The 16,792-nt window shown below is 52.2% G+C and carries 13 protein-coding genes and 1 pseudogene; 7 read left to right on the top strand and 7 right to left on the bottom strand.

Going from position 1 to position 16,792, the window contains the following annotated elements:
* Positions 1 to 250: 250 nt before the first annotated feature.
* The 6 genes and pseudogenes from B157_RS37240 to rsmH all read right to left on the bottom strand — a co-directional run.
* A pseudogene (locus B157_RS37240) lies at positions 251 to 391 on the bottom strand (magnesium chelatase subunit ChlI family protein); the annotation flags it as partial.
* A gap of 21 nt (positions 392 to 412) precedes the next feature.
* On the bottom strand, positions 413 to 1,138 hold the full coding sequence (locus B157_RS39600; RefSeq protein WP_245565018.1) for a type II toxin-antitoxin system HipA family toxin: 726 nt from the start codon (positions 1,136 to 1,138) through the stop codon (positions 413 to 415).
* Positions 1,027 to 1,665 carry a hypothetical protein gene (locus B157_RS39595; protein ID WP_245565016.1) on the bottom strand — a complete coding sequence of 213 codons (639 nt, stop codon included), beginning with the start codon at positions 1,663 to 1,665 and terminating at the stop codon, positions 1,027 to 1,029. The genes B157_RS39600 and B157_RS39595 overlap by 112 nt, the downstream gene beginning before the upstream one ends.
* Positions 1,662 to 1,991 carry a helix-turn-helix domain-containing protein gene (locus B157_RS0103895; RefSeq protein WP_020602071.1) on the bottom strand — a complete coding sequence of 110 codons (330 nt, stop codon included), beginning with the start codon at positions 1,989 to 1,991 and terminating at the stop codon, positions 1,662 to 1,664. The genes B157_RS39595 and B157_RS0103895 overlap by 4 nt, the downstream gene beginning before the upstream one ends.
* An 84-nt stretch (positions 1,992 to 2,075) precedes the next feature.
* A complete protein-coding gene (locus B157_RS0103890) occupies positions 2,076 to 3,617 on the bottom strand; it encodes a YifB family Mg chelatase-like AAA ATPase (RefSeq protein ID WP_020602070.1) in 1,542 nt (513 codons plus the stop codon).
* Between the two features lie 74 nt (positions 3,618 to 3,691).
* Positions 3,692 to 4,627 carry a 16S rRNA (cytosine(1402)-N(4))-methyltransferase RsmH gene (rsmH, locus tag B157_RS0103885; RefSeq protein WP_020602069.1) on the bottom strand — a complete coding sequence of 312 codons (936 nt, stop codon included), beginning with the start codon at positions 4,625 to 4,627 and terminating at the stop codon, positions 3,692 to 3,694.
* 75 nt (positions 4,628 to 4,702) lie between these two features.
* On the opposite strand from rsmH, the gene B157_RS0103880 reads away from it, so the two are divergent.
* The 4 genes from B157_RS0103880 (at position 4,703) to B157_RS0103865 (ending at position 10,212) form a co-directional block, all read left to right on the top strand.
* Positions 4,703 to 5,974, top strand: coding sequence for a TlpA disulfide reductase family protein (locus tag B157_RS0103880; protein WP_020602068.1), 1,272 nt, complete (start codon positions 4,703 to 4,705; stop codon positions 5,972 to 5,974).
* Between the two features lie 163 nt (positions 5,975 to 6,137).
* A complete protein-coding gene (locus B157_RS0103875; protein WP_026308471.1) occupies positions 6,138 to 6,608 on the top strand; it encodes a MarR family winged helix-turn-helix transcriptional regulator in 471 nt (156 codons plus the stop codon).
* A 221-nt stretch (positions 6,609 to 6,829) separates the two neighbouring features.
* The gene (locus B157_RS0103870) at positions 6,830 to 9,265 is read left to right on the top strand and encodes a 3-hydroxyacyl-CoA dehydrogenase/enoyl-CoA hydratase family protein (RefSeq protein WP_020602066.1); all 2,436 of its coding nucleotides are present in this window, start codon (positions 6,830 to 6,832) and stop codon (positions 9,263 to 9,265) included.
* Between the two features lie 374 nt (positions 9,266 to 9,639).
* Positions 9,640 to 10,212: an RNA polymerase sigma factor gene (locus B157_RS0103865; RefSeq protein ID WP_084761753.1), complete on the top strand. Its 573-nt coding sequence runs from the start codon at positions 9,640 to 9,642 to the stop codon at positions 10,210 to 10,212.
* Positions 10,213 to 10,247: 35 nt separating this feature from the next.
* Here the strand turns inward: B157_RS0103865 and B157_RS0103860 are convergent, their stop codons facing one another.
* On the bottom strand, positions 10,248 to 12,233 hold the full coding sequence (locus B157_RS0103860; protein WP_020602064.1) for an acetoacetate--CoA ligase: 1,986 nt from the start codon (positions 12,231 to 12,233) through the stop codon (positions 10,248 to 10,250).
* Positions 12,234 to 12,480: 247 nt separating this feature from the next.
* Here B157_RS0103860 and B157_RS0103855 point away from each other — a divergent pair, with 247 nt between their 5' ends.
* From B157_RS0103855 to B157_RS0103845, 3 genes are all read left to right on the top strand, one after another.
* Positions 12,481 to 14,319: a pseudouridine synthase gene (locus B157_RS0103855; RefSeq protein WP_020602063.1), complete on the top strand. Its 1,839-nt coding sequence runs from the start codon at positions 12,481 to 12,483 to the stop codon at positions 14,317 to 14,319.
* A 106-nt stretch (positions 14,320 to 14,425) separates the two neighbouring features.
* The gene (locus B157_RS0103850; RefSeq protein ID WP_020602062.1) at positions 14,426 to 15,067 is read left to right on the top strand and encodes a hypothetical protein; all 642 of its coding nucleotides are present in this window, start codon (positions 14,426 to 14,428) and stop codon (positions 15,065 to 15,067) included.
* A 73-nt stretch (positions 15,068 to 15,140) separates the two neighbouring features.
* Positions 15,141 to 16,613, top strand: a complete 1,473-nt coding sequence (locus tag B157_RS0103845) for a TonB family protein (RefSeq protein ID WP_020602061.1) — start codon at positions 15,141 to 15,143, stop codon at positions 16,611 to 16,613.
* The last annotated feature ends 179 nt before the right edge of the window (positions 16,614 to 16,792 follow it).

Raw genomic sequence — 16,792 nt, 5'->3', positions numbered from 1 at the left:
GAGGGACTCAATAATGTGATTCGGTATGTCAAACGGATCAGTTATGGGCTACCAAATTTCGCTCATCTTCGGCTCAGAGTACTAGCCCAAGCCATCTGACCACAAGAATTGTCAGAGTACCAAATGTTTTATGCAGCACAGGGATTTGCCGTAGAAGCAAGATAAGCGATTTGACTGGTAAGCCATACCGTATGTCAACAAAGGCAGGTCAACAGGCTTACTTGCCCTCATCGACTTACGACCACTACAATTACCCCGCCCAATTCTCCCGATCCAAACTGCGGTATTGAATAGCTTCGGCGAGGTGCTCGATTTTGATCTCCTCGCTGGCCGCTAAGTCGGCAATGGTGCGGGACACTTTCAGAATTCGGTCGTAGGCACGGGTAGGTAATTCAGGGATTCGCCGGTTGGATTATAGGTCGAAAGCGGCCTCCATCATCGACTGTTCATCACGACTGATTTTTAACGTTTGGGCAACGCTCCGCCAGGTAGAAACGGCGGCCCGAACCTCCTCAATAATAGCCTGCGCTTTGGGTTCACTAAGCCGAAAAAAAGAAATAACGTCCAGGGCGACACGGAGGTCAAGGGCATTGTCGGTATCCGAGATATTCAGCGAAAGACCCGTGCCGGTGGGTACGGGGTTCAGATCATAAGCGGGCGAAAGTATCCAGCCTGAAGACGTTAGCAGGAAACCGTGGTTTCGTAGGTGGTCGTCGGTATTACGCACGCAGATATTGAACACAATACGTCGCCAGAGTTGGGCCAAATCGGCATCAATAGCCGCCCCGTGCTGCATAATCCACTCGGCAATGTGTAAATAGCTGACGCCTTCATGGTGATTCTGCCCGTCCGAAAAGCCCAGCATCGTCATGGCCGACGCAAAATGAATCCGTTGGTTCCGGGTGTTTCGATCAAACCGGTTGGTCAGAAACGTCCGGTGCCGGCTGCCAAACGTTTCGGCAAAGGCATTGGCTACCGTAATGCCCGCCTGTTGGGCCAGTTTATGAACCAATAGTTCCCAGGCCGCTACATCGTGCGTATCGGTGGCACTCGGAAACTTGGCAATCCATAACTGATGTTGCGGGTCGCGGACGCTGGCTTTGGGTCGGGCACCCCCCAGCGACGACCCCGGAGCCATGAGCAGGTCGAGCCACCGGGCATACTCAGGCGTGGTGGGGTCATTGTTCCGTTCGAGTTGTAAACTCGCCTGCTCCAACTCGCGCAGGGAGGAGCGGCCATTGCCCGGTTATTGTTCAGGAAATCGCCTGTATCATCCGTTTTAAAGCGAATTGCCCCCATGCGGTGTTCGTCGTACACGCCCAGCAGATAATCGCTTTCAAAAAGTGGTTTTTCTTTACGGGCTTCCTGACGAGCAACCAACGCTTCCCGCCGACGCATGAGCAACCGCCCCCAGCGGTCGGGCGATGAATCGAGAAACAGACCAAAATTGGGTTTTTCGTCCCGAATAAATTGGTTGCCACCAAAAAACTGGAGGTCCGGGTCCAGTACCTGCGAAAGTCCGGTTGATAAAAACGCCGGGTCATACGCAAACGAAAACACTTCTTTACCCGGGAGTTGCGTAGCGCTTAACTGCCCCATTTTTAGCGGCTTCTCTACCATCTGCCAGTCGGCATACACCCCTATATCGCATTGACGGGCTGTCATGGAGTGGTGTTGATTTGGCGTTTGGGTGCCCGCTTTTTTACCAGTAAACCGGCATCCTGTAGTTTCTGACCCAGCACATCATCGGCCGCAACGGTGAGCAGATTTTTGGCTAAGCCTAGCACAAACAATACCTGTAGATAGGCTCCCATCGCTACGCTGGCCGCACCTTTTTCAATTTGCCACAGGGTTGACCGGCTGATACCGGCACGTTCGGCTACTTGGGTCGTGCTGAGTTTTCGACGCAATCGAGCTAGTTTAATGTCTTCACCAAACTGCGTAAGAACGTGCTGAGCCGTAGGTAGTAAGCTGATTTGTTTTGAACGCATAGTGTTTGATACTATAAACAAAAGTACGCGTTTTGTCCATAGTATCAAGCAGTAAAGTAGTAAACTAATTCAGTAGAATACAGATTATCCCGCCCAGTTCTCCCGATCCAAACTGCGGTATTGAATGGCTTCGGCGAGGTGTTCGATTTTGATTTCCTCGCTGGCCGCTAAGTCGGCAATGGTGCGGGACACTTTCAGGATACGGTCGTAAGCGCGGGCCGATAAGCCCAGCCGCTCCATCGCCGTCTTGAGCAATGCCCGACCGGCATCGCTGATGGCGCATATTTCCTTCACCATCTGCGAAGGCATCATGGCATTGGAATACACGCCGGGCTGCTCGGCAAAGCGGGCCGTTTGAATCTCCCGCGCTTTGATGACCCGCTCCCGAATTACGTCACTAGGCTCAGAAGGCCGGTTGCCGGTCATCTGGTCGAAGGAAACGGGCGTAACTTCCACGTGCAGGTCGATGCGGTCGAGGAGAGGGCCGCTGATTTTAGCGAGGTACTTCTGCACTACGCCCGAGCCGCAGACGCACTCTTTTTCTGGGTGGTTGTAGTAGCCACAGGGGCAGGGGTTCATGCTGGCGATGAGCATAAAACTGGCTGGAAACTCGACTGCCCACTTGGCCCGCGAAATACTCACTTTCCGGTCTTCGAGCGGCTGGCGCATCACCTCCAGTGCCGACCGTTTAAACTCCGGCAATTCATCCAGAAACAATACCCCGTTGTGCGCCAGGGAAATCTCACCCGGCTGAGGGAAACTACCCCCCCCCACCAGGGCCGCATCAGAAATGGTATGGTGGGGCGACCGGTAGGGCCGGGTGGCAATCAGGTTGGCGCGGGTGCCGAGTTTGCCCGCTACGGAATGTATTTTGGTGGTTTCCAGGGCTTCCTGCAAGGTCAATGGCGGGAGAATACTCGGCAGTCGCTTGGCCAGCATCGTTTTACCCGCTCCCGGCGGACCAATCATGATCACGTTATGCCCCCCGGCAGCCGCTATTTCCAGTGCCCGTTTTATGTTCTCCTGGCCCTGCACGTGCGAAAAATCAGCTTCGTACGCATTTATCTGGGTCATGAACAAATCGCGGGTGTCGCTGGAGAGCGGTTCGATTTCCTTCTTGCCTTCCATATACTCCACTGCTTCCTGCATGGTCTTCACCCCAATCACATCCAACTGATTGACGATGGCTGCTTCCTGCGCATTCTCAGTCGGCAGAATAAAGCCTTTGTACCCCTGTTTCCGGGCTTCGATGGCAATGGGCAATACGCCCTTGATAGGCCGCAACGTACCGTCGAGGGCCAGTTCGCCCATAATCACGTAATCGGACAGGTTGCGGGTGGTGGTAATCTGTTCGGAAGCTTCCAGCACGCAGAGGGCAATGGGCAAATCGTAGGCCGAACCTTCCTTGCGGATGTCGGCCGGGGCCAGGTTGACCACCACTTTCTGGCGGGGCATCCGGTACCCGAAGAATTTGAGTGATGCTTCTACCCGCTGCTCGCTCTCCTTGACGGCACTATCGGGCAGGCCCACCAGATGGAAATGCAGCCCTTGCGCCACAACGACCTCGATGGTTATCAAACTGGCATTCACGCCATACACGGCTCCACCGAAGGTTTTGGCTAACATAATGGGTATTCAGTAATCAGGTACAAAGGATGGGTATCAAAACTACGATATAGCCGGGCAATAAAAAAGGCATCTCAAATCTTCTCGGCGATCCTCAGTTTGGCGCTGCGGGCGCGGGGGTTTCGGGCAATCTCGTCGGGCGTAGCTTCGATGGGTTTGCGCGTTATCGACTGTAGCGGTTTGAGGTCATTGCCGTACAGATCTTTTTCCACTTCACCCTGAAACTTGCCCTTATTAATGAAGTTTTTCACCAGCCGGTCTTCGAGCGAGTGATACGATAGCACGACCAGCCGCCCACCCGGTTTGAGAATCTCCGGCACCTGCTCCAGAAACTCTTCCAGCGCCTGCAATTCTTCATTCACTTCGATACGTAACGCCTGGAAAACCTGGGCAAAAAACTTGTTTTCCTTACCGCGGGGGGCGTAGCGCTGCAATGCATTTTTGAGGTCATTCACCGTATCGATAGCCCGGTTAGAGCGGGCCGATACCAGCGCAGCGGCCACCGTACGGGCATTGGTAATTTCGCCATACATACCCAGAATCCGGTGCAGCTCCGGTTCTGGATACGAGTTGACCACCTGCCGGGCGGTACGGTCGGCCTGCTGGTTCATGCGCATGTCGAGGTCGGCATCGAAGCGGGTCGAGAAGCCTCGTTCGGGCGTGTCGATCTGGTGCGACGAAATACCCAAATCGGCCAGAATACCATCTACCTGCTCCGCTTTGTACAAACGCAGATACCGCTTGATGTTGCGGAAGTTTGAGGCCACAAACGTCAGGCGGGAGTCGCCAATGGCCTGGGCATTGACGCGGGCATCGGAATCCTGATCAAAGCCAAACAAGCGGCCCGGACTGGTAGGTCCCGGCCCATTGTCGCCCGGTTCCAGCTGGCGCAGGATTTCGCGGCTGTGCCCCCCGCCACCAAAGGTAATGTCGACGTAGGTGCCTCCGGGTTGCAGATTCAAGCCGTCGATGCAGGCCTGTAATAAAACGGGTTCGTGGTAATCGCTCATTCAGAAACTAACCTTGTTTTGTGGTCGTTGTTGGGGTTGTTATTCGGACATACTGAGAATACAACCAAAAAAATCATGAAACATGTTCTGCCTGTCGCAGCTTTTGCCTTCTTATGTTCACTCACTGCCTGTTCCGACAAATCGTCAACGCTGACAACGGGTCGGTACCGGGCTGTACTGCAAACTCCCGGCGGAGAACTGCCCTTCGGCCTGGATATTCAGCCCGTAGCGGATAAGGAGAAAACCTATACCGTTTTTGCCGTTAATGGCAGCGAGCGGCTGCCCATGGATACCGCTACTGTTCAGGGCGACTCACTACACATACCAATAGCGCTGTTCGAATCGGAACTGGTTGCAAAGATAGACGGTAATACGCCCGGCGTGGCTACGCTCCGGGGCGTATATCGCCGAAATCGGGTGGGACTAGGCCTACAAACGCTTCCCTTCGAGGCAGAACAAGGCCTTGCATACAGGTTTACGAAAGATGAACCAACGACCACGAACGTAAGCGGAAAATGGGCCACGCAGTTCGAAAGTAAAACGGGTAAGGTCGATTCCATAAATGCGGTCGGCATTTTTGAGCAGAACGGCAACCGCGTAACCGGCACCTTCCTGACGCCCACCGGAGACTATCGCTACCTCGATGGGAATGTGGTGGGCGATAGTCTCTTTCTGTCCTGTTTCGATGGGTCGCACCTGTTTCTGTTTAAGGCCCGGCAGGATGCGGCTACGAAAACCATGACGGGTGGCTTCTGGTCGGGTGTATCGGACTATGAATCCTGGGTAGCCCGATTCGACCCCAAAGCCGAACTCCCCGACCCCGGTAGCCTGACGTATCTGAAACCAGGGGCTAAAACGCTCAACATCTCCCTCCCCGAACCGGATGGCACTCTCGTTTCGCTGACCGACCCGCGTTTTAAGGGCAAGGTGACGATTGTGCAGCTACTCGGTTCCTGGTGCCCCAACTGCATGGACGAAACCAAATTCCTGATTCCCTGGTACCAGAAAAATAAACAGCGTGGGGTTGAAGTACTTGGCCTGGCCTTCGAACGGTCACCGGAGATGGCCGTATCGGGACCCAAGATTGAGCGCATGAAAGAGCGGTTCCAGATCGATTACCCCATTGTACTGGCAGGATCGAACGACAAAGCCGAAGCATCCAAAGCACTGCCCGATCTAAACGCTGTACTGGCGTTCCCAACGACCATTTTTATCGACAAAAAAGGGAAAGTACGGCATATCCATACGGGCTTCTCCGGCCCCGGCACGGGTAAATACTACGACCAATATGTGGAAGAGTTCAACCGGTTGGTGGATAAGCTACTGTCTGAACCGGGATTTATGTGATTTAGCTGATTAACATTGATTTTGTTATCAAGCACTAAATGCGATTAAAGAAATCAGTTCAATCAGTCTAATCACATAAATCCCGGTTAAGATAGTATGCATGCATACCAATTTCAAAAAAAGTAGTAAATTTACATTGGGATATTACAGAGCGACATCGACCATGAAAAAGGAAAAAACAGTTGATTTTCATATAAAGTGGGGCTGGCATGCCATTTCGCGCATGTACAACGCCTATGCCGCCCGCTTCGACATTACGATGGCTATTGGCTACGTACTGCTGAATATCGACCTGGTTGAGGGTACTCCGGCTACCAAAATCGGCCCACTGCTGGGCATGGAACCCCGCTCACTGGTCAGGATGCTGAAAAGCCTCGAAGAGCGTGGACTAATACAACGCGTGGTGGACGGTAACGATAAGCGATTCGTCCGGATCTACCTGACCGAAGAAGGCAAAGCAAAGCGTGAGATGGCCCGGGACGGGGTTATTCAGTTCAACAATATGGTTAGAGAGCGTATTCCGCTAAACAAGTTGGCCGTATTTTTTGAAGTCATGAATGACCTCAATCGGATGGTAGAAGAAGAAAATGCCCGTATAAAAGCCGCCGAACCGGAAGAACTGACGCTGGATTAACGCGAAAACTGCTTCTCATTCCGTGCCCTCACTGCCTCGTTTGATGGGATACCGTTCAGGGTCATTCACCTGAATGACTTGCTGACGGAAAAACAAGCCACTGGACGACTAAAGATTTACTGGATATCGACGAATTAACTAAACTCAAAAACGATAGGGACACCAGTGATACTGACAGGCAGTGACGCTGGTTTTATTCCTGTTCCCGACCAACAAAACACATGGAAGCAACCTTGGAAAAACCACAGACAAGCGTAAAAAACCGCACCATCCGGCGCGTAGCCGTGCTGGGCTCCGGTATTATGGGGTCGCGTATTGCGGCTCACTTCGCCAACATTGGTGTTGACGTCTTACTTCTGGACATCGTGCCTGGTGAACCGAATGAGGCAGAAAAAGCAAAGGGCCTAACGACCGAAAGTCCATTCGTCCGGAATCGGATTGTGAATGACGCCTTCCAGACGATGCTCAAAGCCAGCCCGGCTTCCTTGTACAGCCCCAAATTTGCGGACCGGATCAAGCTGGGTAATTTTGATGACAACCTGAAGGAGATTGCCAACTACGATTGGGTGATCGAGGTGGTGGTGGAGCGCCTGAACATCAAACGCTCGGTGTACGAACGGGTCGAGCAGTTTCGCAAACCCGGTACGCTGATCACCTCCAACACATCAGGCATTCCCATGCACCTGCTGGCAGAAGGACGGAGCGAGGATTTTCGGCGGAATTTCTGTGGTACGCACTTCTTCAACCCACCCCGCTACCTGCGTCTGCTCGAAATCATTCCCGGCCCCGATACCGACCCCGCCGTTGTCGATTTCCTGATGAACTACGGCGATTTATTTCTGGGCAAAACAACGGTACTGTGCAAAGACACGCCCGGTTTTATTGCCAACCGGCTGGGTATTCAGTCATTGATTCAAACCATTCGGGTAGCCGAAGAACTGGGGCTGAGCGTAGAAGCGGTGGATAAACTAACCGGCCCGGTAGTAGGGCGGCCCAAGTCGGGCACGTTCCGGCTATCAGATGTGGTCGGTCTGGATACCACCGTCAACGTGGCGGGGAATCTGGTGAAGATGGAGCACGACGAATCGCGGGCGAGTTTCGAGCTGCCCGCTTCGGTGCAGAAACTGATGGAGAACAAATGGCTCGGCGACAAAACCGGTCAGGGTTATTACAAGAAAACGAAAGACGAAAAGGGACAAACCCAGATTCTGGCTCTCGACCTGAATACCTACGAATACAAGCCATCGGAAAAAGTAAAATTTGGAACTTTGGAAAGTACGAAGGCCATTGATAGCCTGAAAAAACGCTTTCCGGTGTTGATTGATGGTAAAGACAAAGCTGGTGAGTTTTACCGGAAAACCTTTGCCGATGGCTTCCAGTACGCGACGCATCGCATCCCCGAAATCTCGGACGAACTCTACCGCATCGACGCGGCCATTACCGCCGGTTTCGGCTGGCAATTAGGGTTGTTTGAGACCTGGGACGCTATTGGTCTGAAGAAAGGGCTCGGCATGATTGAAGCGCAGGGAAAGAAGCCCGCGCAGTGGGTGTATGATATGATCGATGCCGGGTTCGATAGTTTCTACAAAGTCGAAAACGGGAAACGGCAGTATTACGACATTCCGACCAAAAGTTATAAAGTGGTTCCAGGAGCTGAGGTTTTCACCATTCTGGAAAATCTGAGCAACAACATTGTCTGGAAAAACTCCGGGGCCAGCATCATCGACCTCGGTGATGGTATTCTGAACGTGGAGTTCCGCAGTAAGATGAATACCTTCGGGCAGGAGGTTTCCGAAGCCCTGAACAAGGGTATTTCGCTGGCAGAGAAAGACTTCCGGGGTCTGGTGGTTGGCAATGACTCGACCGATGCTTTTTCGGCGGGCGCTAATCTGGCCACGCTGTTCATGTTCGCCGTGGAGCAGGAGTTTGATGAGGTAAATCTGATGATTGCTCAGTTTCAGAAACTAATCACCCGCCTGCGTTACTCGTCCATTCCGGTGGTTGTTGCCCCGCACACGCTCACGCTGGGCGGTGGTTGTGAAGCCGTGCTGCATGCCGACCGGGTAGTGGCCCACGCCGAAAGTTACATTGGCCTGGTTGAGGTGGGTGTTGGCCTGATTCCGGCCGGTGGTGGCACCAAGGAGATGGCCGCCCGTGCCTCCGACCTCTACCAGTCCGGCGACCCGGAGCTAAACATCCTGCAAAGTGTATACATGAACATTGCGACTGCTAAGGTGTCGACATCGGCCCAGGAAGCCCGAGAAATGAATTACCTCCGGGCTACTGACCAGATTGTTCTGAACCGCAGCCGGTTATTGTCCGAAGCCAAACAGGCAGCTATAGAACTGGCCGATAACGGGTACACACAACCCAAACCCCGCACCGACATTAAGGTACAGGGTAAAACCGGTATTGCCCTGTTCCGGGCGGGCGTTACGGCCATGCACATGGGCCGTTACATTTCGGACCACGACCGTAAAATCGCCGATAAGTTAGCCTACGTTATTTGCGGGGGCGACCTTAGCAGTCCACAAAACGTATCGGAGCAATACCTGCTCGATCTGGAACGGGAAGCCTTCCTCTCACTAACGGGTGAGAAGAAAACGCTGGAACGGATTCAGAGCCTGCTCACGGGTGGCAAACCACTGAGAAATTAACGCCGGGATTTTCTCCTTAAAAAGGGGCGATTGTATCCGGAAGAAGCAACTGCTCCTTCCGGATACAATCGCCCCTTTTTAGCTAAAGAACGATTACAAACGAAGTAAAGGGTGTGATTTTTTTTATCGACATACGAAGTATGCCGCTTAATTATAGATCATAAACATCGACTCAGTACCTCAAATACAACTATCTGTCAATCATAGGATTGAGCATTGTGCAAACGGATAGCTGTACCTATATAACCGAAATAGGTCCTTATATATATCCAAATTCACCCCTACCGCTTAGTATATTTAGAATTTTTCGACAAACTAAATATCAGGGGTTTAACTTAATTTACAGTAGTTACTTAGGTAAACTGACCCCATAAATGATATCTTCAAAAATTACTCTCGTTTCTGACGAAGAGATGATTCGTCAGTATTTTTCCAATCAGCCAGAACAATGTTTCGAGACGCTCTACAAACGATATGTTAACAAAGTTTACCGCCGATGTTTATCGATGGTGAAAGACCCCTCGAAGGCTGAAGATTTTACGCACGATATTTTTCTGAAAGTTTTCAATAAACTGAATGCCTTTCAGGAACGATCTAACTTCTCGACCTGGCTCTACTCCATTGCGTTCAACTACTGTGCCGATCAAATTCGGTTGGCCAAGCGGTTGCCAATGATGCGTATGGAAGATGGCTTAGATTATGCGGCTGCCGATACCAGCGATGAGCAATTGCACGAAGAAGCCATTCAACTGGTCAGCAAAGCAATAGAGAAGCTGTCTGATTCGGAAAAGGCACTGTTGCATTTCAAGTATGAGGATGGTATGAGCATTGCTAAAATTGCCCATATCTGTAGCCTGAAAGAGAGCACCGTTAAGATGCGGCTGAAGCGTAGTCGGGAAAAGATTCACCGTTTGTGCACACAGCAGTCAGTATATAAACGTCGCTAGCGGTATTAAACAAACGTACGTATACGGTTCGCGGCTTACCCGCTGAAGTGGCTAAACTGGTCGAGTGAGGCCGGGTTGCGCAGCGTGTCCCGGCTGGTAGCCAGTGAAGCATCCATACCCGATAAAATCTTTTTTACCGGCGTTTCGAGCTTCTTGCCGCTTATGGTATACGGTATTTCGTCGATGGCGTATATAGCGTCGGGTACATGGCGAGGACTAAACTGACTCTGGAGCGTCCGTTTGATACGTGTCGTTAGCTCGTCCGTAAGAGAAAAACCCGGCTTCAACACCACAAACAACGGCATAAAATACTGGCCGCCAGGTCGCTCTAAACCCACAACCAGACTGTCATTTATTTCGGGCAGGCTTTCTACCGCGCTATAAATTTCGCTGGTACCAATCCGAACACCAGCGCGATTGAGCGTAGCATCTGACCGCCCGTAAATGATAACGCCGTTTCGTTCGGTGATCTGAATATAATCGCCGTGCCGCCATATACCGGGGTAATCGTCGAAGTAACTTTTTCGATAACGGTCATTATTCCGCGGTCCGGCGGTCCGGTCGTTCCAGAAGTAAATGGGCATAGAGGGCATTGGTTCCAGAATAACCATTTCGCCCAACTGTGCCCGAACGGGGTTTCCTTTTTCATCAAACGCTTCGACGTTGCAACCCAGTAATCGGCACTGAATTTCTCCTTCATAAACGGGCAGCAACGGATTTCCCCCCACAAATCCGCTGCAAATATCCGTTCCGCCACTGAACGAGATAAGCCAGACATTTTGCTTGACGGACTCGTATATCCACCGAAATCCTTCGGGCGGAAGGGGTGAACCAGTAGAGCCAATTGTTCGCAGATGGGGTAAACTAACGGTGTCCATCGGTTTTAATCCGGCGCGCAAACAGGCGAGGTAATAAGCGGCTCCACTGCCGAAATGCACAACTTGCGTTTCCTGAGCCAGTTTCCATAACGCATTCATATCAGGATAGCCAGCCGCTCCCTCATACAGCACGAGCGTTGCCCCCACCAGCATCGAGCCAATGGCAAAATTCCACATCATCCAGCCCGTGGTAGAGTACCAGAAATACCGGTCGCCCTGGTGCACGTCCTGATGCAGGGCCAGTACTTTCATGTGTTCGAGCAGGCAACCTCCCACACTGTGCGTAATGGCTTTGGGTTTGCCGGTTGTACCCGATGAATACAGTATCCAGATGGGATGTTCGAAGGGAACCGGCTCAAACGTCAAGCCTTCCGGTGCCGGTGTATACAGGATCTCCTGCCAGGATAAGGCGCTGGCTGGCAATTCGTTACTGTCAACATACTTGACCCATACTACCTGCTGGAGCGTCGGAAGTTGCGCACATAACGATGAAATGGAGTCGACTTTCTCAATTCGTTTACCATTGTAGGTATACCCATCCGCAGCGAACAGTACTTTAGGCTCAATCTGCAGGAAACGATCCACCACACTGGCCGTACCAAAATCGGGCGAGCAACTGGACCAGATAGCCCCAATGGCGTTGGTTGCCAGAAAAGCGATGACGGCTTCCGGGCCATTCGGCAGCACGGCCACTACCCGGTCACCAGCACCCACATGCTGTTGCCGAAGAAAGGCGGCAACGGCTGCTACCTGTTGTTCCAGCATATCCCACGATATACTTTTTGCCGTCGGCTGTTGTTCAGAAGCAAACAAAATGGCGGGGCGCTGGGGTGTTTTATGGCGAAAGATGTGTTCGGCGTAGTTGATTGTAGCCCCCGCAAACCAGGTTGTCCCAATCATATCCTGCTGGCTCGGTCTAAAAATAACCTGGTAGTACGGCGTATGGCTCTGCACATCGAAAAACTGCCAGATGCTCTCCCAAAAGTCCTCCAGATCCGTTACCGACCAATCCCATAAGTCGTCATAGTCCCGAAAGTAAAGTCCTTTCTTGATGAACAGCCAGTTCATGAACCGCTTCATCAACGACTGCTCAATGGATGATCGGGTTGGCGTATAAAGCGGAGTCAGGGCCGGATCGGACATACAGAATAGGGTAAATAGCTGGTCAGAGACAGGTAAAACAGGGAGAAAAAGGCCCCTATAACTATTCACTAACGACTTTTGGCTTCTGCGGATTGTTTCCTGCGTAAAATGCGTTGTGCAGAAACGGGTGTAACCGGGTTGTTATGAAAAGGGCTACCTTTGTGGCCCGTTTTGACTACCGGGAAGCCTAACCGCTGATAGTCAGCCAGATTGATACATATTATTTTTTCGAATTACCTTATTTTTCATGAGTCAGGATTCAGAGAAGAACGACCGCGACCGGAGTACCGGATCAAGCCGTGATGGTGACCCGCAACGGCGGGCGGGCCGTTCTACCGACCGTCGGGATGATGGTCGCAAACAGGGCGATGATCGCCCCCGCTCAGGTGGTCCGCGGTTTAGCCGGGACACCGACCGGCCTACCTTCAGCCGCGATGGCGATAACGATCGGCCCCAGACTGGAGGGTCCCGGACTGGAGGGTCCCGGTCATCAAGCCCCCGTTTCAATAGGGACTCCAATAACGCGGGAGGCCGGTCCGATAAGCCAGCGCGTTTTTCCAGAGATACCGATAACCGGTCGAATTCAGACCGTCCCCGGCGCGATACCCCCCGACAGGACGGCCCCTCGCGATTTAGCCGGGACAGCAATCAGCGATCTGATGACCGTCGCTCCGGTCGCGGTGACAGCGACTCCCGTTCTCCGCGTTTTGAGCGGGGTTCCGGTGATCGCCCGGATTTTAACCGCACCAATCGATTCCAGTCTGACAAACCTCGTTTCGACAGCGACCGGCGTGATAGCCGCGATGGCGAAAATCGTCGGGGTCGGGAAGAAAGCAGCGGCAAAGCTTCCGGGAGTGGCTTCCGGCCTTCCGGTCCTCCCCGCTTTAATCGGGATGACAAGCCCCGTTTTTCAACAGATCGGAACAGGGATGATTCTAATCGTGATGGTAAACCCGCCGGCCCCCCCCGTTTCGGTCGGACTGATGGCCCCCGTGACGCCAATCGATTCGGAGACTCAAACAAGGACGGCGCATCGCGCTTTTCGCGTGGTCAGAGCCGGGGTAACCGGCCCGACAAACCAGCGTTTAAACGAGTGGGCGGATTCAGCCCGGAAGCAGACGAGCGCAACCGCGAACGTTTTAACGACGATACAAGCCGGAGTAATAATCGGGACGAGGATTCTCGTTTTACGGGGCAGCAACGGAAAGAATCGGGTGACCGCCGTACGGGTATGTACACCAAAGCGCCCAATTATAATCTGGAAGAGTCGCGCAATCGGTTTGCCGGACGGGGCCGCACGGATGGTCCACGGGGAGATCGTAAGCAGGATGATGAAAAGCCAAAACGTGTAAGCGTTCGGGATCGTACCGATGGCTCGAATACCACCCGCCTGAATCGCTACATTGCCAATTCGGGGGTTTGCTCACGCCGGGAAGCCGACGAACTAATTACGCGGGGCGATATTTCGGTGAACGGTAAAGTCATAACCGAAATGGGTTTCCAGGTAAAAGAAGGCGATACGGTCAAATACGGCACCAAAACCCTGAACCCTGAGCGTTTTGTATACGTATTGCTAAACAAGCCAAAGGATTATATTACCACCACCGAAGACCCCGATGAACGTAAAACCGTTATGGAACTGGTAGCCGATGCAGGTAACTTCCGGATGTATCCGGTTGGTCGCCTTGACCGAAACACCACGGGGTTATTACTCTTTACAAACGATGGTGAGCTGGCCGATAAACTCACGCATCCATCAAACAACGTCCGTAAAATTTATCAGGTCGAACTGGATAAACCCATCACCACCGAACACTTCGAGGAACTCAAAAAAGGAATCGAACTGGAAGACGGTCCCATCAAACCGGACGCCCTCAGCATTGTAACGCCCGACGCCTACGTGGTGGGTATCGAAATTCACTCCGGCCGCAATCGGATTGTACGCCGGATGTTTGAGCATTTCGGTTACGAAGTCAGTAAGCTTGACCGAACGACCTACGCGGGTCTGACTAAAAAGGAACTGCCGCGCGGCAAATGGCGCTTCCTCGACCCGAAAGAGGTGGTAAAGCTAAAGTACCTTAGTTAATGGTGAAAGAGCGGATGAGCGAAAGAGTGGGTAGCTAACGTAAACAAACTTCTAGCGTTAGCAAATCACTCTTTCGCTCATTTACTCTTTCACTCCTTGACAACTCATGAATCATCTCTTTCCTTATATCGAACGGACACTGATTCACGCCAACGTAACCATCAGCGAGCAGTACGACGCGCTCGATGAAGTGACGCAACTGGGACTGGCCGGTATGACGGTAGCTCCGTTCTGGGTAAAGAAGTTCCGGCGCGAGCTGGGGGAGGCCCATCCGGCTATGCTGGCTACGGTAGTCGGGTTTCCGTTTGGTTACCAGCGTACCGAAGCCAAGCAAACCGAGATAGAGTGGGCCTTGCGGGATGGTGCCAGTGAAATCGAGGTGGTGCTGAACACGTCGGCACTATTTTCATCTTCGTCGGGCTGGGTCAAGATCGAACTGGCTAAACTGGTGTCTATGGTTCACCGTTTCGAGAAGTTCTTTACGGTCATTCTGGAATCGTCGTTGCTGGATGCAGAACAAACTCAATCGGTCATCAAACAAGCTACCGATGCCGGGGTCGATTTCATAAAGAACGCGACGGGTACGCTCCCCCTTCCCTTCTCGCTCGATCAGGCCCTACAGTTCCGCACCCTCGTTCCGCGTTCGGTAGGGGTCAAAATTGTGGCTGACAGAGCCACCGAATCTCAACTGGAAACCCTCGTTGCAGCCGGTATCGAGCGACTTTCCATACGGGGAACGGCTTCATAAAAGCTTCCTGAAAGCGGTCAGATTTTACGGACGAATATGTATTTTTGGGTCGTCCTTAAAACACCACTCAACCATGTTGATACGCTTTCTTTTTCTCCTGCTGTTAATATGCTCGACAGCCATGGCCCAGCCGCCTGTTTATAAAGACTTTGAAGTAGACAGCGTAGCTGAACCACGCGGAGGCATCACTTTTCTGACTACTTTTCTACAAGTCAACCTACGCAAATCAGTACCGGCCGAAGCCCAGGGGCTGGGAGGGCGTGTTATTGTGAACGGTGTCGTGGAACCCAGCGGACGGATTGCGCAGGTAAACGTGATAAAGAGCCTGCGCACCGATCTGGATCGGGAGGCCGTACGGGTATTTTCGCTTTACAACGCGTGGAAACCGGCCCGTAAGGATGGAAAGGCTGTTCGGCAACAAGTTACATTTCCGGTTATGTTTCCGCCCAACAAGCCATTTTTGTACGTAAACGGGGCTAAGGTCACCTATTTCGATGCCGATTCCAGGCCCGTATCGGACAGCACTCAGGCACGGCGCAAACAAGTATCACCACTGGATTCGGCCGGATTTCCATCTAATGATATTATTGTTTATAAAGGCAAAGGAAACGCCTGGAAAGAGGAATACCGGTTACCTCTTATCAGACAGCCAAATATTGGCCGCACGGGCGATGGGCGGCAGACTAACGCCATCGGTTATCAAAACAGCCGCTTCCGCTGGGAAGGTTTATTGATGGTTATCGACAATGACGGCAATCGGGTTCAGGAGGTATATTACCAAAACGAAAAACCAGTTGGCGACGAGTTTCATTACCACATCAATGGGGCTGTGTCGAAAAAAACAGAGCACTTCGATGAGAAAGTACTTAGTACGACCTGGTACGACAATGGCCAGATTCGGCAGGTTATGACCAGTAGCCACCCGCCCGATGGCTCGGCTAAAAGCCCATTTGTTCCCGCACCGGACCAGATAACTGCGTTTTGGGACGGGACAGGGCGCCAGCTTGTGAAAGACGGAAATGGCCGCGCTGTTTATCAAACCAGGGAAAAAATATATACCGAAGGTGGCGCGGGACCTCTTCTCACCGAGCAGGGTAACTATGAAAATGGGTTTAGACAGGGCATCTGGACGGGGCAATATGCCGATGGTTCTTATTTCTACGAAGAACGGTACGAAAAAGGTCTTTTTCAGGAAGGTAAAGCTGTCACTGCAGGAACTGATACGGTTCGCTATACCGTACTGGAACAGCCCGCAACCTTTGTGGGGGGCATAGAGGCCCTTGGCAAGTTTTTAGCTCAGAATCTACGGTATCCTGCTGATGCTCAGCGGGCCAGAGTGCAGGGGCGGGTTTTTATCAGTTTCGTTATTAATACCGATGGCAGCGTTGCAGATGTGATCGTCGTTAAAGGACTTGGTTTCGGCACGGAGGAAGAAGCCATGCGTGTGGTAAAGGCCACTACAGGCCGCTGGAAACCGGGTGTACAGCGTGGCCGACCGGTACGGGTAAAATATAGCCTGCCCATCAATTTTACAGTGGCTAACTAAAGGCTGGAAAGTCAATTGGTATGCCCTGCACTATATCCAATTGCCTCGTATTCGGTTGGGTTTGCTTCTTGAACAGGAGTGAATTTTCCCGGTGAATTTNTATTAGGAATGCTGATAAAATAAGGTGACACAAATTTTGTAGTTTTGCTCGCAGCTTCTATTTCCGCTCATGGCTCACT

The organism is Spirosoma spitsbergense DSM 19989 (assembly GCF_000374085.1).
Classification (GTDB): domain Bacteria; phylum Bacteroidota; class Bacteroidia; order Cytophagales; family Spirosomataceae; genus Spirosoma; species Spirosoma spitsbergense.
This window is presented reverse-complemented; position numbering and strand designations above follow the sequence as displayed.